Raw genomic sequence first — 24,834 nt, 5'->3', positions numbered from 1 at the left:
AATCCTCCTGCCTGTTATTTATTGATGAAGCGCTCTACCTTTCTCTTTTCAAGGAAAGCAGCCATCCCCTCTTTCTGATCCTCTGTCTCAAAGCAGTCGCCGAAGAGCTTTTCCTCCACCACGATCGCCTGATCCATGTCGGCCTCAAGCCCGTCGTTTATCGCCTTCTTGCAGTTTCTGACCGCAATGGGCGCATTCTTCGCGATGCCCGACGCCAGTTTCTTCGCGGCGGCCATCAGCTCTTCCTGCGGGTATACGGCATTTACAAGGCCCACTCTGTACGCCTCGTCCGCCTTGATATTTCTGCCGCCGTAAACCATCTCCTTCGCCTTGCCCGGTCCAATCAGGCGGGCAAGCCTCTGTGTGCCGCCAAAGCCCGGCGTGATGCCAAGGCCGACTTCCGGCTGGCCGAATACGGCGTTCTCAGAACAGATGCGGATATCGCAGCTCATGGCCAGCTCATTGCCGCCGCCGAGCGCAAATCCGTTTACTGCTGCTATAACAGGGACAGGGAATATCTCGATCTTGCGGAATACATCATTTCCGAACTTGCCGAACGCCTCTCCCTCTGCCTTTGTCATGGTACTCATCGCCGCGATATCCGCGCCTGCCACAAAGGATTTCTCCCCTGCGCCTGTCAGGATAACCACACGGATCTCGTCCAAATTAACTGCGTCAAACGCAGCGCCAAGGTCCTTCAACACATCCTCGTTCAGCGCATTCAGCGCCTTGGGACGGTTGATTGTCATAATACCGACATGCCCTTCCACTTCGTAATCTACAAAGCCCATTGCTATCAGCCTCCTAACCTTAAGCCGCCCGGAATACCCGTATATATAAAGCAGTATTCCTGAACTCATATAACCGGGCAGAGAAAAACGCTTTCCCTGCCCGCCGCGCAGCCCGCGCGCTGTACTTTTCTGCGCGGGCCTGCGCAGAAACCAAGACAGCCGGAGCCGGGAGAGGCCCCGCCCCTCCTCGCGTTCCGGTTATCCTGCCTGATATGTAACATCTCAGACATGCTGAAATGCTACATCATAGTGTCAGTCTCTCTCTACAATCGTAGCGCAGCCCATGCCGCCGCCGATGCAAAGTGTGGCAAGACCTCTCTTTGCGCCGCGTTTCTGCATCTCATACAGCAGGGTTACAAGAATACGGCATCCGGAAGCTCCCACGGGATGACCAAGAGCAATCGCTCCGCCGTTTACATTCAGGATGTCCTTATTGAAGTTCAAGTCGCGCGCTACGGCGATAGACTGTGCCGCGAACGCCTCGTTTGCCTCAATCAGATCCAGATCCTCAACCTTTAAGCCTGTCTTCTTAAATACCTTGTTGGTCGCGGCAACCGGGCCGATACCCATGATGCTCGGATCAACTCCGCCGAGAGCGCCGGCAACCCATGTAGCCATAGGCTTAATTCCCAGCTCTTTCGCCTTCTCCTCACTCATTACAACAACCGCTGCAGCGCCGTCGTTGATAGAGGAAGCATTACCTGCCGTCACGCGGCCGCCGTCCTTCTTAAATGCCGGGCGCAGCTTTGCCAGCCCCTCAAGGCTTGTTCCCGGACGCGGACCCTCGTCTGTGTCAACAACAACCGTCTCTTTTTTCTTCTTAACCTCGATCGGAACGATCTCGTCTTTGAATCTGCCGGATTCAACCGCCGCGCAGGCCTTCTTCTGGCTGCCTACTGCAAACTCGTCCAGCTCTTCTCTGGTAATTCCCCACTGATCGCAGATATTCTCTGCAGTAATTCCCATATGATAGCCGTTGAAGGCGTCCCACAGGGCGTCATTTACCATGGTGTCGATCATCGGAGCATTGTTCATGCGATAGCCGTAACGGGCGTTCATAAGCGCATAGGGGGCTGCCGACATATTCTCAGCGCCGCCTGCCACTACGATATCCGCATCGCCGGCAATAATCATCTCCGCCGCTGCGTTCACGGAATTCAAACCGGAACCGCACACAACGTTAAGCGTCACAGCGGGAACCTCTACCGGAAGGCCTGCCTTAATCGACATCTGGCGCGCCACGTTCTGACCAAGGCCGGCCTGGATTACACAGCCCATGTAAACGTGATCAACCTGCTCCGGGGCAACTCCTGCTCTCTTGAGCGCTTCCTTAATAACAACAGCGCCCATCTCAGCGGCCGGCACTGTGCTGAGCTGGCCTCCCATGGAGCCGATGGCAGTACGGCAAGCACTTGCAATTACGACTTTCTTTGACATCTCAATTTCCTCCTTAAAATGACTTGCCAAGTAAATAAAATAATTGATTTGATAGTATCTATATCTTATCACTCTTAGCTGATTATGTCAAATAATTATCAAGGTTTTTTAAACTTTTTATTTTCTTTTTTTATACATATCGGAACCGAAACAGAAGTCTTTATTCACATTTATATGCATAATGCATAACTGTTGCGCAGGCATGCCGGTTCCCATCCATATTTTTACAGCGTTTTGACCAGAGCATATTTGAAAATGCGTTCTGCCGGATCTGCGTTCCTGAGCGGCGTGAAGAGTTACGCCTGCTCCTCTGTTCTTAAGGTCCGCATCGCGTTTAAAATCGCGATCACGGACACGCCCACGTCGGCAAAGACAGCCTCCCACATGTTGGCAAGGCCAAAAGCCCCCAAAATCAGGACCAGCGCCTTGACAGCCAGGGCAAAGATGATATTCTGCCTGACAATCAGGAGAGTTTTCCGGGCAATCTTCACAACCGCGGCAATCTTCGCCGGATTGTCATCCATGAGGACAATGTCCGCAGCCTCAATCGCCGCGTCAGAGCCCATGCTTCCCATCGCAATACCGATATCCGCCCGCGACAGAACCGGGGCGTCGTTGATGCCGTCGCCCACAAAGGCCAGCCGGCTCTTCCCGCCCGTCTGCGCCAGCATCTCCTCCACCTTTTCTACCTTACCGACAGGAAGGAGCTCTGTAAACGCCTCGTCGAGCCCAAGCTTTGCCGCGACCGCCTCCCCGGCGGCCCTCCGATCCCCGGTGAGCATCACGGTTCTTCTCACGCCGCACGCCTTCAGACTTCGGATCGCCTCCGGGGCCTCCTCCTTCAAGCTGTCCGCTATCAGGATGCTTCCGGCAAAATCGCCGTCCTTTGCGAGGTAAATGACCGTTCCGATTTCTTCGCATTCCTGATAAGAAATATGGAATTCCTCCATCAGCTTTCCGTTTCCGGCCAGAATCTCATGGCCGTCGATCCGGGCCCGGATCCCGCGCCCGGACAGCTCCTTCGTATCGCCGACGCGCTCCGCGCTTAAGCGCTCTCCCAGGCCCGCGCGTTTGCACGCCTCGCGGACAGACTCTGCAATCGGGTGCGTGGAATACGATTCCGCCAGGGCGGCCAGCTCCAGAAGCTCTTCCTTTTCCATGCCCTCCGGACGGATCTGCGTCACTTTGAATTCTCCCTTTGTCAGGGTTCCTGTCTTGTCAAAAACAATGGTCTCCATCTCTGCCAGCGCTTCCAGGTAATTGCTGCCCTTTACCAGCACGCCCCGCTTCGACGCGGCCCCGATACCCCCGAAAAAGCTGAGCGGCACGGAAATCACCAGCGCGCACGGGCAGGAGATAACCAGAAAGATACACGCCCTCTGCAGCCATTCACCGAATCCGCCTCCCAAAAGGAGCGGAGGCAAAAGAGCCAGACACAGGGCCGCGCACACGACGGCCGGGGTATAATATCTGGCAAAGCGGGTGATAAAATTTTCCACCTGCGCCTTTTTGCTGCTGGCATTCTCCACCAGCTCCAGAATCCTTGCCACCGTGGAATCGTCGAACTCGCGCGTAACCCGGATCCGGAGCACGCCGCTGCCGTTGACGCATCCGCTTATGATCTCGCTGCCGGCCTCCACCCTTCGCGGAACGGATTCTCCGGTCAGGGCAGAGGTGTCAATCATCGATTCCCCGTCCATAACCACGCCGTCCAGAGGAATCCGCTCTCCCGCCTTCACGATGATGATATCCCCTATCGCCACGTCATCCGGCTCCACCTGCTTTATCTGGCCGTCCTCCTCAATATTGGCGTATTCCGGACAGATATCCATCAGATCCGCGATAGACTGCCTGGAGCGCGTCACCGCGTAGTTCTGGAACAGCTCTCCCACCTGGTAAAACAGCATCACAGCCACGGCCTCCGAATATTCCCCCACGCCAAACGCGCCGAAGGTCGCCACGGTCATCAGGAAATTCTCGTCAAATACCTGGCCGCCCACGATCCCGCGAAACGCCTTATAGACGATATCCCATCCTATCGTCAGATACGGGATCAGAAAAGCCAGAAGCGGCGCGGCAGGAAAGCCTGTCTGTGCAAACACTCCGCGGCCATCCAGGATCAAAGACGCCGCGTAGAGGACAAATGCCGCGGCGATTCTTGCAAGCATATTTTTCTGTTTTTTTGTCACTTTCTTTCCCTCCTGCAAAAGCCCGCCTCCCGGACGGGATGCGGGCTGCCATGCGAATGACAAATGCGGCGCTACAGGTTGATCACACAGTCCGGCTCCACCTTCCTGCAGACTTTCACTACCTCTTCCATAATCGCGTCAAACCGGGCGTCGTCCGCCTCGATCGTCATCTTCTGCGTCATAAAACTGACTGACGCGTCCGATACTCCCTCTATCTTCCTGATGGCATTCTCCATCTTCGCCGCGCAATTCGCGCAATCCAGATCCGTCAGTTTAAATTTCTTTTTCACAGCTTTTTCTCCTTTTCTTTTATTCCTTATTTTAATCTTTTTTGTTTTGTCTGCTTCATGTGCTGCTTCATTCGCTGATATGTTCAAAGCCCTGGTTGATAATGCTGTATACATGGCTGTCCGCCAGGGAATAAAATACCGACTTTCCTTCTCTCCGGCTTTTCACCAGCTTCGACTGCTTCAGAATCCGGAGCTGATGGGAAATGGCCGACTGCGTCATGTTCAAAAGCTGCGCAATGTCGCAGACGCACATCTCGGACTCAAATAGCACATACAGAATCCGGATCCGGGTGGAATCCCCAAAAACCTTGAAAAGCTCAGCCAGATCATACAGAGCGCCGTCCTCGGGCATCTTATCCTTAACCGCTCTTACCACTTCCTCATGTACCTGGTAAAAATCACAGCATTCGATATCCTGAACCGCCAAATCATGCTCTCCTTTCTCTTTATCCTGTTTTATATATGAATGATTGTTCATATGTTTATGTTATCACTTTAAACCAAGGATGTCAAGCACAATTCCGGGTTTTGTTTCTGAAAATGGTAACAGTTCAGATAGCAATGGCATTTATTGAGAGATTTCTACTTCCATGGTATTCCATTCCCTCCCTAAATCCTTTATGATGGCATACCTGCTGAAAGTTCCATAAGGAATAGAAGGCAGGTTGGAGACATCAGCGAGAGCGGGTGAGCACTCCCTATTTGGAGGATACACACCTTCGGGACTGGTTTAATTTAAGTTAGACCAGTCCGCAGGTGTGTAAACACCAGAGAAAGGAGGATCGGGTCGTGGGTATTTTAGACATCGCGAGCCGTGTTGTGAGTATCTTTGCAGGCATTGTGGGAAGCCTTGTGGGCATTACCACTTTGACCGAGAAGTATAAATCTTACATAAACCGGCGCAGGGAACAGACAGAAAAAGACCCCTCAGCGAGCTTGGCGGCAACTGACGGGTCGGATGACGATTGCTTAAGTTAGGCAATCAGATTTCTCTAAAGGCGGCAGTTACATCGCCGCCTCTTTCCGAATTTCATAATAGCATTTTGTCAGGGTGAAATCAATATGTTTTCCGGGAGATATTTATGGGATTTTATCTGAATCCGGGAAATGATGGTTACAGAAAGTCAATCCGTTCCAAAATCTATGTGGATAAGGCCGGACTGGTTGCGCATACGAATGAACGTATCCATACGGAAGAAAATTCATCTGCGTGAGCCGGCCGCGCCGCTAATGACATGCGCACCTTCCTCACAAAAGACGATGTACTGACGCTCCTGATCCATCTTGGTTATCTTGGATATGACGCTGAGACTGGGGAAAGCTTTATCCCGAACAAAGAAATTGCCGGCGAATTTGAAAATGCGATGAGAGCGGGTGGCTGGGCCGGGATCGTACGCATTCTGGAGGCGTCTGATCAGCTTCTTGAGGATACGCTTTCCGGAAATGTAAAACGCGTTGCAGAGGGACTCGAGCGCGCGCACAGAGGCGGCGTCTGTCCTGACATATCCTTTTCTTTGTGCAAACAGGCAGAATGGAACATCAGACGATCTGTGTTCCGCAATCATAACAGCAGCCGTTTTTCATCAGCATGCCCGCTATGACAGCGGTCCGGATTCCCCTGCATCACGGTCAAACGAAAACAGAAGCGATTTGAACAGGCGCATGGCCGGGTTGATTTCTTTATTTTTATGATAAGCACATATTACGGGAACAGGAACATTGTCTAAAGGTATCTGGATTACCTGGAGCCTGCCTTCCAAAAGTTCTTTTTCTACCGTAAAGTCTGGAAAATATGCTATGCCAAGATTATTCATTACACTGATCTTTGCTGCCTCCAGGCTTCCCATGTCAATATTATTCTCCAGGATTATGTCACAGCTTCTGCAATAATCCAGCAGCCTCTGCTGATGGAGGCTGCCTGCATCGCTTGTAATAAGGTTGACATTTTTCCTTTGATGCTGCGTTATAAAATCAAAGGTATCTGCTGCAGCATCCGCTGAAGCCACCAGCCGCGCTTTATAGGAAGACCATGGTTCTTCTATAATCGTTTTCGGATATCCGCCAATATTGCAGTGAATGCCCATATCTAAATCACCATTTATGATGGCGCTCCGTATTTCTTTACAGGGAAGAGCCGGAATCATCAAACGTACTTTTGGAGCCTGTTGCTGAAATAACCTTATAAGCGGCGTAATTTTATAGCAGAGCAGAAAATCAGGCATACCTATACGCAGGCTGCCAGACATTTCAGCAGCACCGCCCGCATAATTGTGTAAGGCGTACTCCTCCTGGAGTATTGCCTCTATATGCGGAAAAATTTCCCTGCCAGCCTGTGTTAAAACCATTTTGCGGCCAATTCAGTCAAATAATTTGATATCCAGCTCCTGTTCTATCTGCTGGATATGGAATGTGACTGTTGACTGTGTGTAATTTAGTTTTGATGCCGCTTTCTGGTAACTCCCCGTTTCCAGCACTGTTTTCATTGTATACAGATATTTCGTATTCATTCCAAAGTTTCTCCGGTATTCATCGAAAATATGGAATTTTAAAATCGAAACCTTCGACTTTTTTGTGGTATTAATTAGTGCTATTATACGTGTAGACAGGCGAAAATGCAAGCGCCTGACATAAGCACAATCCCCGCAATCAGAACAAGGAGGTACATAATGAAAATTTTGATTTTAAACGGCAGTCCCAAACAAAACAGCAGCACACTGGTTCTTACATGGGAATTTATGAAAGGTGTAAATGAAAATAACGAACACCAGATAGAATCTGTAAACATAGTTGAAAAAAAATCAACTACTGCCAGGGGTGTTTGTCCTGCTGGATCAGGCAGGACGGGCATTGTGCCATCCAGGATGATATGAACGGTCTTCTGGACAGAATGGCAGAAAGCGATATGATTGTCTGGAGCTTCCCACTATATGAGTACGGGGTTCCAGGGCCTCTTAAAACACTGCTGGACAGAACAAATCCCTTCCTTAAAATGCGGATGTACAGCGATGGAAAACGTTTTTTCCATGACACCGTGGTTGACCTGCCGAAAAAAAAGAATGTTATTATCTGTGGCTGTGGTTTCCCATATTTTGAGGATAACTTTGCATCATTAAAGCTGCAGATGCAAAATATCTTTCTGAACCCCTGCCTGATCTTCATCTCTGAAGCGGGGTTAGCTGCATTCCCCAACCCTGAGCTGCAGGAAGCAAAAGGCAGGCTGTTTACTGCGCTTAACCGCGCTGGTGCAGAATTTAACCAAACAGGCGCGGTTTCTCACGCAGCATCGGCGAAGCTGCGGCAGCCGATGCTCCCCGCTGATATGTATGTCGATATGATCAACAGCATGGAAAAAACACAGTGACCACTGCCTTCCATCAGGAACTGAAAATCATAAGGGTATTCCAATTTCATAGTTCGGCCATATGCAGTTCAGTGCAAAAGACAGCGGATGTCAATTATTGATTCCAAATTTATAATTATCAGCATTCATAAAAACAGCGCGTTTTATCAGGGAGAGAGTAAAACGCGCTGCTTTTATATCATTAAATTCAAATATTTTTCTACAATATTCACTACTTCTCTCGCTGTTTCCAGTTGTTCTTTCGCATCTTCTGCAAGACAGTCTGATATCGCTCTAAATATCTGTATCAGAATCCGGCCTGAATTTTCCCCTCGCATAAGAGACATACAGGATCTCTTTCTGCCGCCTTATCACCTTCATTGTTGCAGATGATATATCACTCAAAGCAAACCTCCAAAATCTCCCGTATCTCTTCCTTTGTCAGCACCTTATATCCCCCTGTATTGATCGCGCACGAATCGGCAATCGTTTTCAGGATCCCCTTATCCGCAAGCCCCAGCTCTCTTAACGTCGTGGGAAGCCCGATCCGCCGTATAAATCCTTCCAGCGCCCGGATGCCCTCCTGCGCCATCTCCTCCTTTGTCCTTCCCTCTGCCGGAATCTCCCAGACAATTTCCGCAAACCGCGCAAATTTATCCAGTCCGCAGCTACAAATACGGCGGTAATAGGCCGGGTGGATGACCGCCAGCCCGCGGCCGTGGCTGCAGTCCGTAAAGGCCCCGAGCTGGTGCTCGATCTGATGCGCTTCAAAATCGCATTTTTTTCCCAGCTTGATGAGGCGCAGCTCTGCCAGGGAAGAGGCCCACATCAGATTGCTTCTGGCCTCATAATTTTCCGGTTCCTCCATAGCAATGGGGATATTTTTAATGATGCTTTTCATCAGGGCCTCTGATATCGCGTCCGAGAGATTCTCCCCGTCCGGCGCGCTGAAGTAGGTTTCCATCACATGGCTCAGCATGTCAAAGCCCCCTGCCGCCGTCTGGGCCGGGGATACAGAATATGTATATTCCGGATCCAGCATGGCAAAGCGCGGGTTGCAGGCCCTGTAATCGCGCCCTGTCTTTATTTTCTTTTCTTCATGGGTGATAACCGAATCCCCGTTTACCTCGCTCCCGGTTCCCGTGACTGTGACCACAACGCCCACAGGTATCGGCTCAAAGTCGATCACGCCCTCCTTTTCCCAGTATTCCTCCCATACATCCTTTCGGGTGGCAGCCGCCATGGATACGGCCTTGCAGCAGTCCATCACAGAGCCGCCCCCCACTCCCAGGATCAGTCCGGCCCGGCGCTCCCGCACGAGACGCTTTCCCTCTAAAACCTTTGCATAGGTGGGGTTCGGCATGATCCCCGGAAATTCGATCACATTCTTTTTGGCCCGCAGAAGAATATCCATGATCTCCCCGTATATTCCATTCTTTTTAATGGAGCCGTTCCCATAGGCAAGCAGCACATTTTCCCCGCAGTCCTTCAGCGCCTCGGACAGGTGTTCCCTCACGCATCCCTTTCCGAAATATACTTTTGTGGAATTTTCAAATATAAACGAATTCATAATGTTTCCTTTCTTTTCAGCCTGACTGAATTGACCGCGCGCAGCGTCCGGCCTGTTTTATGGATGAGGGCATTGACGCATTCCACCGTAAAGCCGGCGTATTTATAGTATCCGAGAATGAGGAGATTTAACGCCACGCAGGCGCCAGGAAAACCCACAGAAATAAAATGGAGCTAAAGGCCATATCTTTCCGCCTCCTTACAGGACGTCTGAGAAATGCGGCCTCATGCGCTTAAACATCTTAAGCCCCAAAACCAGCAAAACCAGCGTCGCCGCCCAGAAATAGACGGTCATCGTCGGCCTCTCAAAAAACCAGTTCCCGGTCAGCATGCTGTCTCTGTACCCGGCTGCAATATAGTAAAACGGGTTCAGCTTAAATACAACCGAAAGCCACGCCGCCCGGGAGGTGAAGATCGCCTCGTCATACATGATCGGCGTCAGCCACATCCCAAACTGCAGGCATATGCTTACAATCTGCGCCATATCCTTAAAAAAGACCTGAACCGCGCTGGTAAAGTACGTGATCGCCAGCCCGAGCATGGATGCCGCGAAGGAATAATAGAGGATCTGAAGCCACATAAGTTTCGGAGCGCGGCCGCTTACCAGGTAGAGCCCCAGCATGATCGCCAGAAAGCAGGCATGCACCATAAAACAGGAAATCAGCTTAATAAGCGGCAGATGTTCCACCTCGAACACGACTTTCTTGACGAGATAGTGGTATTCCTGAAGGCAGTTGGTTCCTGTATTTAAGATCTCGCTGAAATAAAACCAGGGAATAATCCCTGGGGCCAGCCATATGACATAGGAAGCGCCCGGGACCGGCGGCGCATTTTTCATGCCGTGCTCTCCGAAAATAAAGGCATAGATGGCAATCGTCACCATGGGCTGTATAAACATCCAGACAACGCCGAAATACGAGCCGACAAACCGTTTTTTAAAATCCGCCTTTGAAAGCTCCAGTATCAGCTTCCGCTTTTCCTTAATCCCTTTTAAAAGGGAGAGCAAATCCTTCATGAAATCCTCCTGAGGCGTTTACAGTTGAAACCGGAATGTGTCCTTAAGGCCGCCCCATTTTTTATCCTTTTCTGATATGATGAGCTCCATGCCCTCTTCGATCGGCCACTCTACGCCGATCTCCGGATCGTTCCACGCAAGGCCGCCCTCGTCGCCCGGACGGTAGAAGTCTGTACATTTGTAGGCAAATTCCGCCTCGTCGGACAGGACGAGAAAGCCATGGGCAAAGCCCTCGGGAATGTAGAACTGCTTCTTATTCTCCGCGGACAGCTTCTCGCCGTGCCATTTTCCAAAGGTCTCAGAGCCGCCGCGCAGATCCACGGCCACGTCGTACACCTCGCCGCGCAGAACCCGCACCAGCTTTCCCTGCGGGTGTTCCTTCTGGTAGTGCAGCCCCCGCAGAACGCCTCTCACGGACATGGACTGGTTGTCCTGCACGAACGCCATGTCAAGCCCGGCTTCAAGGAAATCATTCTGGTTATACGTTTCCACAAAATAGCCTCTTTCATCCTTAAACACCTTTGGTTTAATGATATAAAGCCCTTTAATCTCGCAGGGCATTACCTCTATTTTTCCCATTTTCATCCTCTCCTTTTTTATCACATCCGGGCAGACGGGCCTCCTCCTCACGCCTGCGGCGGTTGTCCTCCAGCGCCATTTCCTGAACCAGCGCTCTTACCTTTGTCTCCAGCTCGGAAAGCTTAAGCGTCATGTGGAACAGCTTTACAATCAGCAGAAAAATCACGGCCAGATAGATAAAATTTGCCGTTGTATACGTTCCTGCCAGTCTTGACATCAGATCCGGAAGGCCGGGGAACAGGCTGAACAGGATCAGCATGGCGCAAAATCCGATCCAGAAAATCGAATCCTCGATCTGCAGCCTTGCGTTGCGTATCTTGCGCAGGATCATCGCCGTCGTCAGCACGGAAACGATGATCACCACGATACGAAGCGTCACGGTCATGTTCCGCTACCTCCTTTTCCTGAAGCTCTGTATCAGACAGATGGAAATCAGCATCTTAATCATATAGCGGGCCGCGTTAAGCGGCGTCAAATAGCTCTTGCCTAACAGGCGCTCGTCCATGACGACCGGAACCTCGTCCACCCGCGCGCCTCTCTGCCGGATCAGATAGGACACTGTATCCGGCTCCGGCCCGTAGTTCAGGCCCCCGGCAAATTCTTCTATCATTGCGCGGTTAAACATCCGCATCCCGGACGTGGGATCCTTGATCCGCACTCCGGTTGTCAGGCGGATCGCGTGTTCAATCAGATTGCTCCCCAGCATCCGCATGGAGCGCGGCTTCTTTTGCCCTACAAAGCGGGATCCGATCACGATATCAAAACCGTCTTCCATCCTGGCCTGCATGGCGGCCAGATATTCCGGCCGGTGCTGGCCGTCCCCGTCAAACTGGACCGCATAGCGGTACCCACAGCGCGCCGCATATTTAAGCCCGGCCTGAAAGCCGCCGGCCAGCCCCAGGTTCACGGGCAGATCAAGGAAATTGTAGTTGTTTCTCCGGCAGATCTCTGCTGTCCCATCCGATGAGCCGTCGTTTACCACCACATAGTCGTACTGCGGGAAATCCGTTATCAGACGGTTCACCACACGCTCAATATTCTCCGCTTCATTGTACGCCGGTATGACGATCAGAAGCTCCTTTCTTCCTTCCCTCATCCCTGCCTCCTCCAGTAGGACGGGTTCTTGGTGAGAAAGCGGATCGCCGCCTTTGGAAGCTTTTTATAGCGCTTTCCCAGAAGAAAACCGGCATATTTGCACCCGCTTTTTACAAACAGCTCAGGAAGCTTAAGCAGGCGTCCCGTGCGGATGAGCCAGAGCGCGGTTTCCTTTACCAGACGCATCCCCTCGCCCTCTGAACTAAGGCCCGCAAAGACCTCCGGGTGATCCGTCTGGGATACGGCCAGATCAAAGTTCCGGCGCAGAAGCTCAAGCGGGGGATCATTGTGCGAATGGATGACCTTTGCCTGCGCCGCGTACGCGATCCGGTATCCGGCCTTCACCGCCCCGGCCGCAAACACCATGTCCTCATTAAAGATCGTCCTTCTGGTAAATCCGCCCAGCTCCAGATAGATCGCGCGCTTATAGGCCGCGCAGCTATTGGAACAGAAATACGTTTTGATGCCCAGCCTCTTTAAGTCGCCGCCGCCCTTTACGCAGCTCTCCTCCGGATAGTTGAAGAGCCTTGCGCGGCGCTCAACCGGCCCGCAGTCCGCGGCCGGGAGCTGCCTTGCGTAGGCGACAGCCACATCCTCAGCCTGCAAAAGGGCTTCTTTTAAGTTCCGGATCAGGTTCCGGTCATACGGAATACAGTCCTGGGTCATACAGACGCAGATGTCCGCATCCGACGCCTCAATCGCCTCATGTCTGGTCGCCCCATGGTCAAATTCATCACGGGTCAGATGCGTCACGCTCAGACGCGTCCGGCCGCCCTCAAACAGGGGTTCATACCGCTCTGCGTTCCAATACTGGCTCTCTGTATTCATAATGATCACCCGGCTGACCGGGCAGCTCTGCTTTAACAGCCTTTTCAGCAGCTCCTCCAGCTTATCCCCCGGCTCGCAGGTGGGAATAATCACATCAATTTTCGCCATTTCCTCATTCCTCCCCGTACGCCCCATAGGCTTTCTGATAGAAACGCATCAGAAGCGCCGCGAAACGCTCCGGCCATATCTTCCGGAACATGGCTGTCTCCTCGTCCATCCTCCGGTTATCCTTTATACATGCCTTGGTTGCGGCTCCGTCATGCACCCGGTAGGCTAAAAGCGGTTTTTCACAGCAGATAAAGCGCCCCGGCTTTCCCGCCAGCTCCCAGAGATTGTCCCAGTCCAGGGCAAACTCATAGCCTGACTGAAACATCTGATCCCCGATCCTCTCCTTGCAGTACGTACACGCAGGGCAGCACAGAGCATTTCCAAACATAAGGGCCGACCGCTTGACAAAACGGTTTCCCGAAAGGGCGCTCAGTCGCAGCGGCAGCCTCAAAAGCTTTTTCACGGCCCAGACCGCGTTCGCCGGCTGAAGCCTGGCCTCTTTTCCTTTCATTTTGATGGTTATATAATCGCTCACAAAAACGGTCATATCCGGATGCTGCCGGAAAGCCTCTAAAAGCTCTCCGGTATAGCTCTTCCGGTATACATCGTCCTGATGCGCAATCGTGACGAACCGCCCGCACGCCTTCTGCCAGGCAAACAGCCAGTCGGCCCGTATCCCGCTTTCCCCCTCCCTGACATGCAGAGGGATCCCGTACCGTTTTGCCAGGCCGCGGATATAGGGGCTGGGGGTGGACGTACAGCAGATAATCTCCGACGGGACCGTCTGCAGGGTCAGTGAACGGATACACGCCTCCAGGTACGGAGAATCCTTATACGCGCAAATTGCAAAGGTATGCAGCGGCCGGGCCGCCTGCTTCCCGCTCTGGTTCATCTTCGTTTCATCCTTTCTTTCATTCAGGCGCGCTCCGGCAAAAGCCGCGCGCTCCCGCCGCCTACAGGCAGAACCGCGGCAAAATATCGAGCCCGTATGCCGCCAGCAATACCCCGCCGCCAAGGGCAAGCACAGCCCGGTAATACGTCCCGTCCTTCACATCCGCGCGCACGCAGCGGGGGTTCAGCACCAGCCATAAAAGGAACAGACACGGTATATAGTACCTGCCCTGCACGCCTTCAATATACGTGTTCCCCGGCGTCGTGAACGCGATATACATGGACGTCCAGACGAGAACCGCCGCCGCGCCGCACAGAAGGAATATCCATACCTTCTGCCGGCCATTCAGCCGTTTCCCACATGATGACTGCCCCGCCGTGAGGATCACCGCCCCTGATCCGGCGTAGAGAAGCCAGGGAAAGGACACCGGCCCCTGATGCCCCAGAAGACCCAGGGACTGTTCCCCAAGGACATAGGAAGGAAGCGTCCGGAGCATGTTTTTTGCGAGAATCCACGCGTAGGACAGGGGCTGTCCCAGAATGTAGCCCATCTGTCCGATCTCGCTTGTATTCTCCCCTCTCACATCCCCGGTCGCCCTCGGCGCGATCAGCACCGGCAGCACAAAGGACAGCATCAAAAGGCCGCAGGCCGCAATCATCCCGCCTTTCATCAGGAGCTGTTCCCGGCGGCTTCTGAAGCGCTCCCCGGGGATCAGAAGACCGGCCAGAAGCAGCGGGGCGTATACAGCCTTTAAACGGCAGCCCCACAAAAAGGCGGCCATCATAACCGCATACTCCTTCCATCCCACCTTCCGCTCCTCATTCAGGATGGCGTCCAGCATCCAGGCAAAGGACAGGAACATAAAAGCCGTCACTGTGGGATCATACGAATACACGCCGGCCAGCAGCATCGGCTCCGGCATCAGGCCCAGAAACATCAGGATCGCCTTTCCCACCGGGGCCCGTTTTATGGCAAGGAACATCACAATACAGTACACGTACAAGTTGCCCAGTCTCCCCAGCTTATAGAGCAGGGAAAACGGAAGCTTAAACATCTGTCCCAGCTTTAAAAACAGGGCTGATCCGACGTATCCGGTCATGGTAGTCTTATTTAGATCAATGCTCCAGAGATGCTCCCCGTTCCTGTAATCCCCCTCTGTGTCCAGATAACGGTCAAGCGCCTCCTGCTCTTCGCGTCCGCCGGGCTGATTGTAAGGCCAGGTGTCCATCCCGGTCACAAATTCCTGAAGGACCGCGTGGGATACCGGGACCGGCGAGCGGTAATTGGCCATCCAGAAGGACTGCGCGAAGTGCGTCTCCTCATCCCAGGAGACTTTATTGGCCGGAAGGGACAGGGAGACAAGGGTTCCCACGCTTAAGGAAACTGCCAGAAAGCCAATCTCCGGCCGCATTCCCGCCCATTTACGCCCCGAAAGAACCAGAACCGCAAGCCCCGCCGCACACCAGAAGAAGACAAGGCGGTACGGGTTAAGCCCGCCGCGCGTCTCTGTCCCAAAGCCTGTGAAGACCACCGGATAGGAGTCAAAATCCACAGACAAAAGCCCCGGCTCCCGAAGACGGTCCCTGGTCACGGAGATCGCCGCATAAGCGGCGCGGCCTCCCACCGGGATATAGGAAGCGCCGATCACACGGCTGTTGCGATCCTCCGTGAGAACCGCGTCGCGCTCGCGCAGCTCGCCGTATTCATTGTACACGCCGATTTTCACCAGCGTATTCATCAGGCCCCCGTACTGATAGGAATACACGAATTTCCCCACATACTCCCCGTCCAGAGGAATATGCAGATAACCGCTCTCCCCGGTAAGGGTAAGCGTTCCGTCACGCTCCTCAAAGCCCTCTGCGATAACCTGATCAAATGGGATCGCGCGGAAAGAGGCCCCGCCTCCTCCGGCGGCGCGGATTGCCGGAAGGCTTAAGCAGATTTCGAGCGCAAGGCCCGCAAAAAGCGCCAGAACCACGGCCGCAATCCATCCCCCGGCGCCCTGCGGCCATGCCGCGCCGGATATGCGCCGTCTGATCCCGGCCGCCCATTCTATGCCCCTGCGATCCTGCATATCTTTCACTCCTTATCTGCCCGCCTTACGCCCCTTTGAACCAGAGCCAGTATCAGCGCCCTCACAAAAGCCCCCTCTTGTGCATATCTTTCCATGCCAGAATCAGCCTGTCATTATCCTCCGGCGTCAGGTTTCCCATATGCCCCACCCGGAACACGCTCTCTGCCAGCGCTCCCCCGTTCGGGCACACGAAAATATCGTATTCATCCTTTAAAATCTCAAAAATCCTGTGCGCGGACACCGGATTTCCGTCCTTGTCCGTACCGGTCGGGTGAAGCGGCGTCACCGCATTCGACAGGGATTCGGATACGATCTCAAACGGAAGCCCCGCTATCTTTTCGCGGAAGTCCTCCGCCTGCCTGCGTATCCGCGCCTGCTCCTCCAAAAGGCCCCTTTCCTCAATCCCCTTAAGCCTCCTGTTCAACTGGATCAAAACACTTACCGCCGGCGTGAACGGCGTCTGCCCGCGTTCCCCGTTTTTCAGATAATCCTTTAAATTCAGGTAAAGCGATTTCACTTCCATGGCTTCCGCACGCGCTGCGGCGCGCGCATTTAAAACCATGGCCGCGATCCCCGGCGGCAGGGCAAGCGCTTTCTGCGAACCCGTAAAGGCGGCGTCCACGCCCCACTCCTCCATCTTAAAGTCATCCGTCAAAAAAGAGCTGATCGCATCCACAACCAGCCACAGCCCATTTTCCCGGCAGAAACGGCTGATCAGCTCCATATCGTACAAAACGCCCGTTGACGTCTCGTCTGCATTGACCAGAAAGCCCGTGTATCCCTGGCCCGCGAACGGCTCTAAATGGCTCTTTGTCAGGGCCTTCCCCGCCTCCAGCGAAATCTCCGTATAAGGGATCTGATGAATCTCACATATCTTCACAAAGCGCGCCCCGAAGCTCCCTCCGTTAACGATCAGAAGCCGGTCCGCCCCGGTGAACAGATTCATCACGGCCGCCTCCATGGCCGATGTGCCGGAGCCTGTCAGAAACACCGCCCTTGCATCCTCCCCAGCCTTCATGAGCCGCTTCATCAGCCGTTCATTTTCAAGCATCAGCTTTGAAAACTCCGGCGTCCGGAAATACGGAATCTCCTCCGCGCCAAGAGAGCGGATCTCCTCCTCCATCTGAACCGGCCCTACTGCAAAATTCAACATATCCTTTTCCTCCTTTTTCTGTAAACTGAAAATGCCATACATCCAAAGCACGCCGCCAGCGCCGCCATCAGGGCAAGGTATGAGGCGGCCCCGCCCAGGATCCCCGCCGCTCGCACGCACGGCGATGAAATCACTGCCGCCAGCGCCGATACCAGGATATACCCGCCAAAGATGACCCTCTGCCTGTGCATGATAATCAGCGCATAATAGAACAAATTTACATACGCGTTGCAGGCCCCGCCCAGGATGATCAGAAGCAGCGGCGCCCTGCACGAGACAAGCAGGTACGCAAGCTTCGGATAAAGCAGGTTTAATACCGGTATCCCCAGAAGCCAGGCCCCGCCCATGGCCAGCGCCGTAAGGCCCGCGATAATGGCTGACAACTGCCTCACCACGCCTGCAAAGTCCTTAAGCTTCCCGCTCTCCCACTGGATAGAAAGCCTGGTAATATACGGGCGGATCACAAAGCCGGCTACCAGGTTGATCACGCTCGTCGGCATAAAGATCGCCCCGAACAGCGCCTGGTATTTATCCGCCATATTCCCCTCAATCGCGTATTTGGCCGCGGAAAAGATATAAAAATCCATCAGCACGGAGAGGAACAGGAGCACATTCTCCTTAAAAAGAAGGCCACATTTGCCCGGCCTGCGCTCCCAGTCCACGCCCGCGAGCTCCCCGATCACTGAAAAATTAAAAAGCGCCAGCCCGAGAAGCTGGGCCGCTACCGCCGCCGCACAGGAGAATACCAGATTACGCGTAAACCCCAGGCAGCCCAGAAACAGTGACACGGAGAGAATGGTGCGGAAGGTATTGGATTTACCTGTCAGGTAAAGCCGCCCGTCGCGCTGGAATTCCGCCTCATACACATCGGCAAAGCCGTCAATCACTTTATAGCAGACCATCAGAAACACGGTCGCCGCCTTGACCCAGGTATAGGAATCCCGGTTCAGGAACACATAAAAAAGGCCAAACGCCAGCGCCCCGCCGCACGTCACAACGCGCAGCCCCAGGTATTCCCCGAACGTATACCGTCTTCCCGTATCCGTGATCTGAAACGGGCGCATCCCGAAATAGGCGGCCATGAACATATGCTGCCCGAAGGTCGAAAACGCAAACGAAAAGATCCCGCCCTCGTCCTCTCCAACAAGCTGCACGACCGCGATCGTCAGAACCATGGAGGCCAGCGCATAGAGAAAGCTGCCCGCCATATTCCAGCCCATATTGCGCTGTTCGACGCGCTCGTCCCCTCCGATCAGCAGACGCCCCAAAAACCTCATACGCCCGGCTCCTGCGCCCTGTCTGAAAAGCTCAGTTTATAAGGATAATGCGTCTTGCGTTTCTCCTCCGGCGGCAGCGTCATATAATCCCCGTACTGATTCTTAAGCATCTCCTCCAGATTCCCCGCAAAGTTCAGCTTCCTGCCCTCAAAATCCAGCTTCCTGAGCGGATGGTACTTCCGCTTGTCCACCACATTCCAGTAAGGGCTTGTGTCCGGCAGAAAAGCCATCCGGCGCGTCTTTTTCTTATTATAACGCCGGCACTCCGCCTCGCAGCGATCCCGCAGCCATTCCGGCGAGACGCGAAGCATCTCCATCATCTGATGCGCCGCCCCGCACACGGCCCAGATAAGCCTGGCCTTAAGCCCCTTCTGGGCCAGCGTCGGCCTCGGAATCGCGCGCAGGATCATCAGCTTGCTCCAAAACCACGCGCTCCAGGACTGAATCTGATAACCGATCGGGTCGTCCGCCACATTGTCCAGCACATACAGATCCAGGAAAATACCGAACGGGCAGTCCACATCCCTCATAACCTCCTCCACAAACTCCGTCCCCCGCTTCACCAGGCGCGTTGTCATCAGAGGATAGGCTGGATAGCGCCTGGCATTCAAAACCAGATAACGGTCCCCCATCTTCTTTTCCACAATCCGCAAAAGCTTCTCAAAGTCACGCCGCGGCATGGCAATATCAATATCATCGTCCCACGGGATAAACCCGCCGTGGCGGACCGCGCCGATCCCGGTTCCGGCTATGCCAAAATACTCCAGATGGTAGTCCTCACAGATCCTCACAAAATCATCCAGGATCGAAAGGATCTCCTGCTGGAGGCGTTTCAGCGTCTCCGGCTCATAAAATTTACCGCTCATCGCCCAATTCCTCTTTCGCCCTCATAAGCGCTGACTCAATCACTTTGTCCATATCATAATACTTATACTCAGCCAGCCTCCCACCGAAAATCACATTCGGCTCCTTTTCGGCCAGCCCTGCATAGCGCTTATACAGCGCCTGGTTCTTGTCGTCATTCACCGGATAATACGGCTCCAGGCCCGGCTTCCACTCCGCCGGGTATTCCCTGGTAATCACTGTCCCCGGCTGTGTCCCGAATTCAAAATGTTTATGCTCAATAATCCGCGTAAAAGGCGTCTCCCGATCCGTATAATTCACAACCGCAACGCCCTGATAATTGTCCGTATCAAGCCGCTCTGTCTCAAAGCGCAGGCTCCGGTACTCCAGATTCCCGTAACAGAAGCCATAAAAGGCATCGATCATGCCTGTATACACAACCCGCTCTGCCAGCGGATCCAGCTCCTTTCTGCACGCCAGATAATCCACGCCCGTCCGGATCTCACAGCCCTCCAGCAGCCCCTGAATCAGCGCATTATATCCACTGACCGGAATTCCCTGAAACGCGTCGTTAAAATAATTATTGTCATACGTAAACCGCATCGGCAGGCGGCGGATAATAAATCCCGGCAGATCCCGGCAGTCGCGCCCCCACTGCTTCTCCGTGTATCCCTTTACCAATTTGCGGTATATATCAGATCCGACCAGCTTGATCGCCTGCTCTTCGAGATTCTTTGGCTCCCCGGGGACCGCTTTCCTCTGCTCTTCAATAATCGCCCTCGCCTCCTCCGGAGTCGATATGCCCCACATACGGCTGAAGGTATTCATATTAAAGGGAAGGTTGTACATCTCCCCTTTGTAATTTGCCACCGGGCTGTTGGTATAGCGGTTAAACTGCGTAAACTGGTTTACAAAATCCCATACCTCGCGGTTAGATGTATGGAAAATATGGGCCCCGTAGCGGTGAACCCGGATTCCGTCTATCTCTGTGCAGTAGATGTTTCCCCCGATGTGATCCCGCTTTTCCACGATCAGGCAGCGTTTACCGCGTTTTCTGGCCATCCATGCAAAGACGGAAGCGTAGAGGCCGCTGCCTGCGAGGAGATAATCGTATTGTTTCATGGGCGATGAGCTCCTTTTTGTGATTTCATAATTTCCTATTTTACTATATTTTTGTGGAAATGTAAATGTTGCGTTATTTTTCGGTTTTTGCTCTTTGGTTTTTGCTTTGCAATATAATGCTGGTGAAAGGGGAAATGTGAAAGGGCCGCCAGTGTCAGGTTCTGTATCCAACGGAACCGCGCCCACGCTCGGAGAAAAGCGCAGCGGACACTTTAGCGGGGTCTTTTCGAGCTTAGTGTCCGCTGCGCTTTTCTCTGAGCGTGAGCGCGGTTTCGTCGGATATATGGCCTGGTTCAGGCGTCCCCCTCGCGCCCCTCCCCACCCCGGCTAACATCACGGAAATATTTATCACTCCTCCCCACGCCAAACCTCCGGCTTCCTCTTCCACCCAAACACGCGCGTCGGAATCGAATACGCCACCCCAATCCCAAGCCCTATAGCGACTGCCATCTTGATGCTTTCAATCCCTTTAAGCATGGCCGCTTCTTCCGCCCCGATGAAGAAGCTGTAGGCTGTATAGTAAATTCCCGCGCCCGGTACGAGCGTGAATATGCCGCATAGCAGGAATACGGTTGTCGATGCCTTGCGGCGGACGGAAAGAGCCCTTGACACCGCGGTCAGGACGATGCTTGCGGCAAAGGCAGCCATGACGGGCATTTTAAAGGTATGGTTGATAAAGATGTACACGGCCCAGCCGATGCTGCCCGTCACGCCGCAGGAGACGTAGAATCTGCGCGGGACGCTGAAGAGGACGGAGAAGGCTACGGTTCCGATGAAAGCCATGGCAAGCTGGAGAGCGGCGTCTGCCAAAAGGCGCGCTGCCTGCCAGAATTCCGGCTGTGTGAAAAAGTATGTCATCCGATGGTTCCTCCTGTCATTGTCATCCACAGCCGCATTGCCATTCCCACTCCGATCGCGATACACCCGGCTGTCAGAAAGGCGTCTACCATGCGTATCAGACCTGATAAATAGTCATTTTCCAGAAAATTCCGGATGGAATTCGTCAGCGGAATTCCCGGTACCATGGGGAAAATCGCTCCGATCATCATCCGGTCTAAGTTGTCTCCCAGCCCTGCGCCGTAGGCAAAGCAGCAAAACAGGGCTACAAGCCCGCTGGCCAGTATGTTATTGATGATCCGGGATACGGATATGCGCGGGGCGGCATACAGCAGGAAGATGTACAGGATGACTCCCGCGGCAAATGCCATCGCCGAGTCAAAGAAGCTTCCTTTAAACAGGTAGCAGAAGCTCGCGCTTCCAAAGCCGGAAGCCACGATCTTAGCCCTGTTTCCGGCTGTCTCCATGCGCTCGATCCGCTCCAGCTCAGATCGCATCTCATACGGCCCGCATTCGCCAGACGCAATCCGCCTGGACAAATGGTTCAGGGCATCCACGCGGCACAGCATAGTAGGAGCCAGCGGGACGTAACAGATCCGGCTCGAATAAAATCTCCCGTCAATCACCGCCGTCGAGAAAATCCCGTTCGCTATCACATACGCATTGAACCCCTCAAGTAAAAGCGCCTTCGCCGCATACTCCATAGCCTCATTCGCCCTGAAAATCTCCCCGCCGTTTAATAAAATATCATTCCCAAGCCTTGTCACGAGATTAAATCTCTCCATCTGGGAACACTCCCCGATATATTTCTTTACTTCCGTATCCATAAACTTATTTCCTTCATCATTAAAATACAGTCCGCTGATCACACAGCCAGCCTTGTCACGAGATTAAGCCTCTCCAACTGGGAACACTCCCCGATCATCTCTTTACTTCTGTATCCATAAATTTACTTCCTTATTAAAGTATTGCCCGCCGATCCCCCCGGCCCGCATACACTTCACTACAGGACATCCCCAGTAAATGGCGCGCGTATAAACAGTAACTATTGACGTTTTCTTTTTTATCCTGTATAGTTGGAACATAATAAAAATTCACCCGCTTGTCAAGGAGATTTCACATATGGATCACAATATCACCATCGGAGCCAAGGTCAAAGCCTTCCGTACCGCTAAAAAATACACCCTGAAACAGCTCAGTGAGGAATCCGGGCTGTCGATTGGCTTTCTCTCCCAGTTAGAGCGCGGCCTGTCCTCGATCGCCATTGATTCCCTGGCCAGGCTGGCTGATATTTTAGGCGTCAGCTTATCCGCCTTTTTCGACTCCGGCGCGGAACAGGAGAAATCTCCGGTTGTCCGCAGCTTTGAGCCGCGCTGCACGCAGGTAAGCCCGCAGATTATTCAGTACCTCTTAACCGGAAACGCCAGGGAATTCGGCATTCTTCCGCGCATTTTCCACCTGATGCCGTTTGCCAATACCTCGCAGGATAAGCTGGAGATGAACCTGCATGAGGGGGAGGAATTTGTCTATGTCCTGGAGGGGATTTTGACCGTCTATCTGGACGGCTGTGAATACTCCTTAAATCCCGGGGACAGCATCCAGATCCACTCCCAGGTTCCCCATAACTGGGTCAATCACACCAACCGTGTGGTTAAGATACTGACGGTGAATTCTCCGAACCCCTTTGTTCACGGGGAAGAAGTCATTCTGTAGGGTGTTTTCAGGGACAGCATGGTTCTTCGGGGGCTTTGAAGACGCTTTTTCCCGCCATCCGTACCTCAAGCACCTGATTCAGCGCGGCGATATCGGCTGCCGCGTTGCCCTTTACCACCAGAATATCAGCCAGAAGACCTTCTTTTAAGCAGCCTGTCTCTTTATCGATCCCAAGAACCCGGGCCGGGTTCACGGTCGCCGTGCGGATGGCCTCAAGCGGCGTAATCCCGTATTCCACCATATAGGCCAGCTCCCGGTTGAGCGGAAGGGGCGGCGCGCCGTAGAGCACCATATCCGTCCCGGCGAGAACCGTTACGCCCGTATCGTATATTTCTTTAAAATGATCCCGGTATGACTCATATGCAGGCTTAAAGAAGGCCTGATCTTTTACGGCTCTGGCGGAAATCGGATTTGACAGATCGCCGCCTTCTTCGATCAGCTTTCTGGTCTGCTGATACAGGTATGCATAAGCCGTGATGGTCGGAACCCAGGCGATGCCCTTTTCCGCCATCTGGCGTCCCTGCTCCGCAGTCATGAAGGTGCCGTGCTCTATCGTGTCAAACCCTGCGTCAATGCACATCTGGATCGACGGCTGCGTCCCCGCATGCACCGCCGCCTTATATCCCCTGCGATGGCTTTCATCCACCGCCGCGTCCAGCTCCTCCTGTGTAAATTCTGCCAGATCCTCCCGGTTGCTCGTTAAGATCTTTACCCAGTCCGCGCCGTCCCGGCACTGACGGCGGATCTCCTTTCGCAGCGCCCACGGGCCGTCTGCTTCCACAATTCCGTCCTGATGGCCGTGGCCGCCGGTCATGCAGATCCCCGTATCGGAATGAAAGATTCTCGGAACCTTTACATACCCCTTTTCTCCGGCCAGACGGAGCTGTTTTAACAGGTTGTGGGGTGAGGAGAGATCGCGCACGGTCGTAATGCCGAGGCGCAGCGCGCTCGATGCCTGCCGGAGCGCATAATACGCTATCATGTAATCATCGTAATTTCCGATATCCGGCTGGCTGTAGTAATAGCCGAAATGGACGTGCATATCGAACAGTCCCGGAAGGATCGTTGCCTCCCCAAAGTCCTGTGCCGCATCCTCCGGATAGCGGTGTTTCATTTCCTCCCGGCTTCCGATAAAGCCGATGCGCCCATCTGTTTCCAGACGGAGCGCGGCGTTTTGCAGATGCGTTTTCCCGTCTCCTGTCACCAGGTGGCTGGCTGCCAAAATCATTTCCTTTTCCTCCTTTTGTCATCGCAGGCTGAACCGCCGTCTGTAATCTGTTACAACCTTATTTCCGGCTGCATCCACGGAATGCCTACCGTGAACCACAGCCTTCATACTTATACACCATAGCCGTTCAGGAAAATGAAACGGTTACCGGATGTCTCTCATTATATGGCCTTTTTTCCCATCCTGCAAGATAAACAGCCGTCTGTATTCGTACAGAATTCGCAATAAAAAAGTAAAACCTTCCCATTTTCCTTATGCTACAATGATAAAAAGGAGGATTGTATGGAATGAAACAACTATTTCAAAAATTATCTGTTTATTTTCTTGTGTTATCTATGACTGTGCTGCTTCCCGCGACAGCCCTGGCCGCTTCCAGGCCGATCAATAAGGTCAGCGTGCGCGTGGACTCCAGGCTGGAGGCCGGTTCCACCCTTCCAGACATCGGCATCGGGGACGGAACGCCGGAAAAGGGCGGCGTGAATGTGAATGCCGGCAATTCCAAGTACCATGTCAC

At 53.3% G+C, this 24,834-nt stretch carries 27 protein-coding genes and 1 pseudogene; 6 read left to right on the top strand and 22 right to left on the bottom strand.

The genetic code is table 11. The features are described from left to right. Positions 1 to 14: 14 nt before the first annotated feature. From NFS31_RS15900 to NFS31_RS15880, 5 genes are all read right to left on the bottom strand, one after another. On the bottom strand, positions 15 to 791 hold the full coding sequence (locus tag NFS31_RS15900) for an enoyl-CoA hydratase-related protein (RefSeq protein WP_251497070.1): 777 nt from the start codon (positions 789 to 791) through the stop codon (positions 15 to 17). Between the two features lie 252 nt (positions 792 to 1,043). Then, the gene (locus tag NFS31_RS15895; protein WP_251497067.1) at positions 1,044 to 2,228 is read right to left on the bottom strand and encodes an acetyl-CoA C-acetyltransferase; all 1,185 of its coding nucleotides are present in this window, start codon (positions 2,226 to 2,228) and stop codon (positions 1,044 to 1,046) included. A gap of 296 nt (positions 2,229 to 2,524) precedes the next feature. Beyond that, the gene (locus NFS31_RS15890) at positions 2,525 to 4,417 is read right to left on the bottom strand and encodes a heavy metal translocating P-type ATPase (protein ID WP_251497064.1); all 1,893 of its coding nucleotides are present in this window, start codon (positions 4,415 to 4,417) and stop codon (positions 2,525 to 2,527) included. A gap of 71 nt (positions 4,418 to 4,488) precedes the next feature. Continuing rightward, positions 4,489 to 4,707, bottom strand: coding sequence for a cation transporter (locus NFS31_RS15885; protein ID WP_160225824.1), 219 nt, complete (start codon positions 4,705 to 4,707; stop codon positions 4,489 to 4,491). A 67-nt stretch (positions 4,708 to 4,774) separates the two neighbouring features. Next, complete coding sequence (locus NFS31_RS15880; RefSeq protein WP_251497062.1) at positions 4,775 to 5,134, bottom strand: ArsR/SmtB family transcription factor; 360 nt, start codon at positions 5,132 to 5,134, stop codon at positions 4,775 to 4,777. Between the two features lie 362 nt (positions 5,135 to 5,496). Between NFS31_RS15880 and NFS31_RS15875 the strand changes: the two genes are divergently transcribed. Both NFS31_RS15875 and NFS31_RS26890 read left to right on the top strand, forming a co-directional pair. Further along, positions 5,497 to 5,685, top strand: a complete 189-nt coding sequence (locus NFS31_RS15875; protein ID WP_251497060.1) for a hypothetical protein — start codon at positions 5,497 to 5,499, stop codon at positions 5,683 to 5,685. Between the two features lie 104 nt (positions 5,686 to 5,789). Continuing rightward, complete coding sequence (locus NFS31_RS26890; protein WP_275563898.1) at positions 5,790 to 5,921, top strand: hypothetical protein; 132 nt, start codon at positions 5,790 to 5,792, stop codon at positions 5,919 to 5,921. A 381-nt stretch (positions 5,922 to 6,302) separates the two neighbouring features. On the opposite strand, the gene NFS31_RS15865 is transcribed toward NFS31_RS26890, so the two are convergent. Together NFS31_RS15865 and NFS31_RS15860 are read right to left on the bottom strand one after the other, a co-directional pair. Next, positions 6,303 to 6,953, bottom strand: coding sequence for a substrate-binding domain-containing protein (locus tag NFS31_RS15865; protein ID WP_275563897.1), 651 nt, complete (start codon positions 6,951 to 6,953; stop codon positions 6,303 to 6,305). 111 nt (positions 6,954 to 7,064) lie between these two features. Beyond that, the gene (locus NFS31_RS15860; RefSeq protein WP_251497058.1) at positions 7,065 to 7,214 is read right to left on the bottom strand and encodes a helix-turn-helix domain-containing protein; all 150 of its coding nucleotides are present in this window, start codon (positions 7,212 to 7,214) and stop codon (positions 7,065 to 7,067) included. 159 nt (positions 7,215 to 7,373) lie between these two features. On the opposite strand from NFS31_RS15860, the gene NFS31_RS15855 reads away from it, so the two are divergent. Further along, positions 7,374 to 7,577 carry a flavodoxin family protein gene (locus NFS31_RS15855; RefSeq protein ID WP_251497056.1) on the top strand — a complete coding sequence of 68 codons (204 nt, stop codon included), beginning with the start codon at positions 7,374 to 7,376 and terminating at the stop codon, positions 7,575 to 7,577. Next, on the top strand, positions 7,574 to 8,068 hold the full coding sequence (locus NFS31_RS15850; RefSeq protein WP_251497054.1) for an NAD(P)H-dependent oxidoreductase: 495 nt from the start codon (positions 7,574 to 7,576) through the stop codon (positions 8,066 to 8,068). The genes NFS31_RS15855 and NFS31_RS15850 overlap by 4 nt, the downstream gene beginning before the upstream one ends. Before the next feature lie 376 nt (positions 8,069 to 8,444). Here NFS31_RS15850 and NFS31_RS15845 read toward each other — a convergent pair whose 3' ends face one another. The 14 genes from NFS31_RS15845 to NFS31_RS15780 all read right to left on the bottom strand — a co-directional run bounded on the left by NFS31_RS15845 (position 8,445) and on the right by NFS31_RS15780 (position 22,206). Continuing rightward, positions 8,445 to 9,617 carry an iron-containing alcohol dehydrogenase gene (locus NFS31_RS15845; RefSeq protein ID WP_251497052.1) on the bottom strand — a complete coding sequence of 391 codons (1,173 nt, stop codon included), beginning with the start codon at positions 9,615 to 9,617 and terminating at the stop codon, positions 8,445 to 8,447. A gap of 198 nt (positions 9,618 to 9,815) precedes the next feature. Continuing rightward, complete coding sequence (locus tag NFS31_RS15840) at positions 9,816 to 10,631, bottom strand: ABC transporter permease (protein WP_251497050.1); 816 nt, start codon at positions 10,629 to 10,631, stop codon at positions 9,816 to 9,818. An 18-nt stretch (positions 10,632 to 10,649) separates the two neighbouring features. Next, positions 10,650 to 11,210: a dTDP-4-dehydrorhamnose 3,5-epimerase gene (rfbC, locus tag NFS31_RS15835; protein ID WP_251497048.1), complete on the bottom strand. Its 561-nt coding sequence runs from the start codon at positions 11,208 to 11,210 to the stop codon at positions 10,650 to 10,652. Then, complete coding sequence (locus NFS31_RS15830; protein ID WP_251497045.1) at positions 11,176 to 11,595, bottom strand: DUF2304 domain-containing protein; 420 nt, start codon at positions 11,593 to 11,595, stop codon at positions 11,176 to 11,178. The genes rfbC and NFS31_RS15830 overlap by 35 nt, the downstream gene beginning before the upstream one ends. Positions 11,596 to 11,601: 6 nt before the next feature. Beyond that, on the bottom strand, positions 11,602 to 12,306 hold the full coding sequence (locus tag NFS31_RS15825; RefSeq protein ID WP_251497042.1) for a glycosyltransferase family 2 protein: 705 nt from the start codon (positions 12,304 to 12,306) through the stop codon (positions 11,602 to 11,604). Beyond that, positions 12,303 to 13,241, bottom strand: coding sequence for a glycosyltransferase (locus tag NFS31_RS15820; protein WP_251497039.1), 939 nt, complete (start codon positions 13,239 to 13,241; stop codon positions 12,303 to 12,305). The genes NFS31_RS15825 and NFS31_RS15820 overlap by 4 nt, the downstream gene beginning before the upstream one ends. A 4-nt stretch (positions 13,242 to 13,245) precedes the next feature. Next, a complete protein-coding gene (locus tag NFS31_RS15815) occupies positions 13,246 to 14,073 on the bottom strand; it encodes a glycosyltransferase family A protein (RefSeq protein WP_251497036.1) in 828 nt (275 codons plus the stop codon). A gap of 61 nt (positions 14,074 to 14,134) precedes the next feature. Then, positions 14,135 to 16,147, bottom strand: a complete 2,013-nt coding sequence (locus NFS31_RS15810; RefSeq protein ID WP_251497033.1) for a DUF2142 domain-containing protein — start codon at positions 16,145 to 16,147, stop codon at positions 14,135 to 14,137. Between the two features lie 61 nt (positions 16,148 to 16,208). Continuing rightward, on the bottom strand, positions 16,209 to 17,300 hold the full coding sequence (locus NFS31_RS15805; RefSeq protein WP_251497030.1) for a pyridoxal-phosphate-dependent aminotransferase family protein: 1,092 nt from the start codon (positions 17,298 to 17,300) through the stop codon (positions 16,209 to 16,211). Next, a complete protein-coding gene (locus NFS31_RS15800) occupies positions 17,294 to 18,577 on the bottom strand; it encodes a lipopolysaccharide biosynthesis protein (RefSeq protein WP_251497027.1) in 1,284 nt (427 codons plus the stop codon). Before NFS31_RS15800 ends, NFS31_RS15805 begins: the two co-directional genes overlap by 7 nt. Beyond that, complete coding sequence (locus NFS31_RS15795; RefSeq protein ID WP_251497024.1) at positions 18,574 to 19,443, bottom strand: LicD family protein; 870 nt, start codon at positions 19,441 to 19,443, stop codon at positions 18,574 to 18,576. Before NFS31_RS15795 ends, NFS31_RS15800 begins: the two co-directional genes overlap by 4 nt. After that, the gene (glf, locus tag NFS31_RS15790) at positions 19,433 to 20,542 is read right to left on the bottom strand and encodes a UDP-galactopyranose mutase (protein ID WP_251497021.1); all 1,110 of its coding nucleotides are present in this window, start codon (positions 20,540 to 20,542) and stop codon (positions 19,433 to 19,435) included. The genes NFS31_RS15795 and glf overlap by 11 nt, the downstream gene beginning before the upstream one ends. Positions 20,543 to 20,890: 348 nt before the next feature. Further along, a complete protein-coding gene (locus NFS31_RS15785) occupies positions 20,891 to 21,400 on the bottom strand; it encodes a threonine/serine exporter family protein (protein WP_251497018.1) in 510 nt (169 codons plus the stop codon). Beyond that, positions 21,397 to 22,206, bottom strand: a complete 810-nt coding sequence (locus tag NFS31_RS15780; protein ID WP_251497014.1) for a threonine/serine exporter family protein — start codon at positions 22,204 to 22,206, stop codon at positions 21,397 to 21,399. The genes NFS31_RS15785 and NFS31_RS15780 overlap by 4 nt, the downstream gene beginning before the upstream one ends. A 295-nt stretch (positions 22,207 to 22,501) precedes the next feature. On the opposite strand from NFS31_RS15780, the gene NFS31_RS15775 reads away from it, so the two are divergent. Further along, positions 22,502 to 23,092 (top strand): helix-turn-helix domain-containing protein, encoded by a 591-nt coding sequence (locus NFS31_RS15775; protein WP_251497011.1) that lies wholly within the window; start codon positions 22,502 to 22,504, stop codon positions 23,090 to 23,092. Positions 23,093 to 23,099: 7 nt separating this feature from the next. Here NFS31_RS15775 and NFS31_RS15770 read toward each other — a convergent pair whose 3' ends face one another. Then, positions 23,100 to 24,320 (bottom strand): metal-dependent hydrolase family protein, encoded by a 1,221-nt coding sequence (locus NFS31_RS15770; RefSeq protein WP_251497008.1) that lies wholly within the window; start codon positions 24,318 to 24,320, stop codon positions 23,100 to 23,102. A 287-nt stretch (positions 24,321 to 24,607) separates the two neighbouring features. On the opposite strand from NFS31_RS15770, the pseudogene NFS31_RS15765 reads away from it, so the two are divergent. Beyond that, positions 24,608 to 24,834: pseudogene (locus NFS31_RS15765) on the top strand (N-acetylmuramoyl-L-alanine amidase family protein); the annotation flags it as partial.

The sequence above is a fragment of the Otoolea muris genome (genome assembly GCF_943193115.1).
GTDB lineage: Bacteria > Bacillota > Clostridia > Lachnospirales > Lachnospiraceae > Otoolea > Otoolea muris.
Note: the sequence above shows the minus strand (reverse complement) of the source record. Positions and strands in the feature narration are given on the sequence as shown.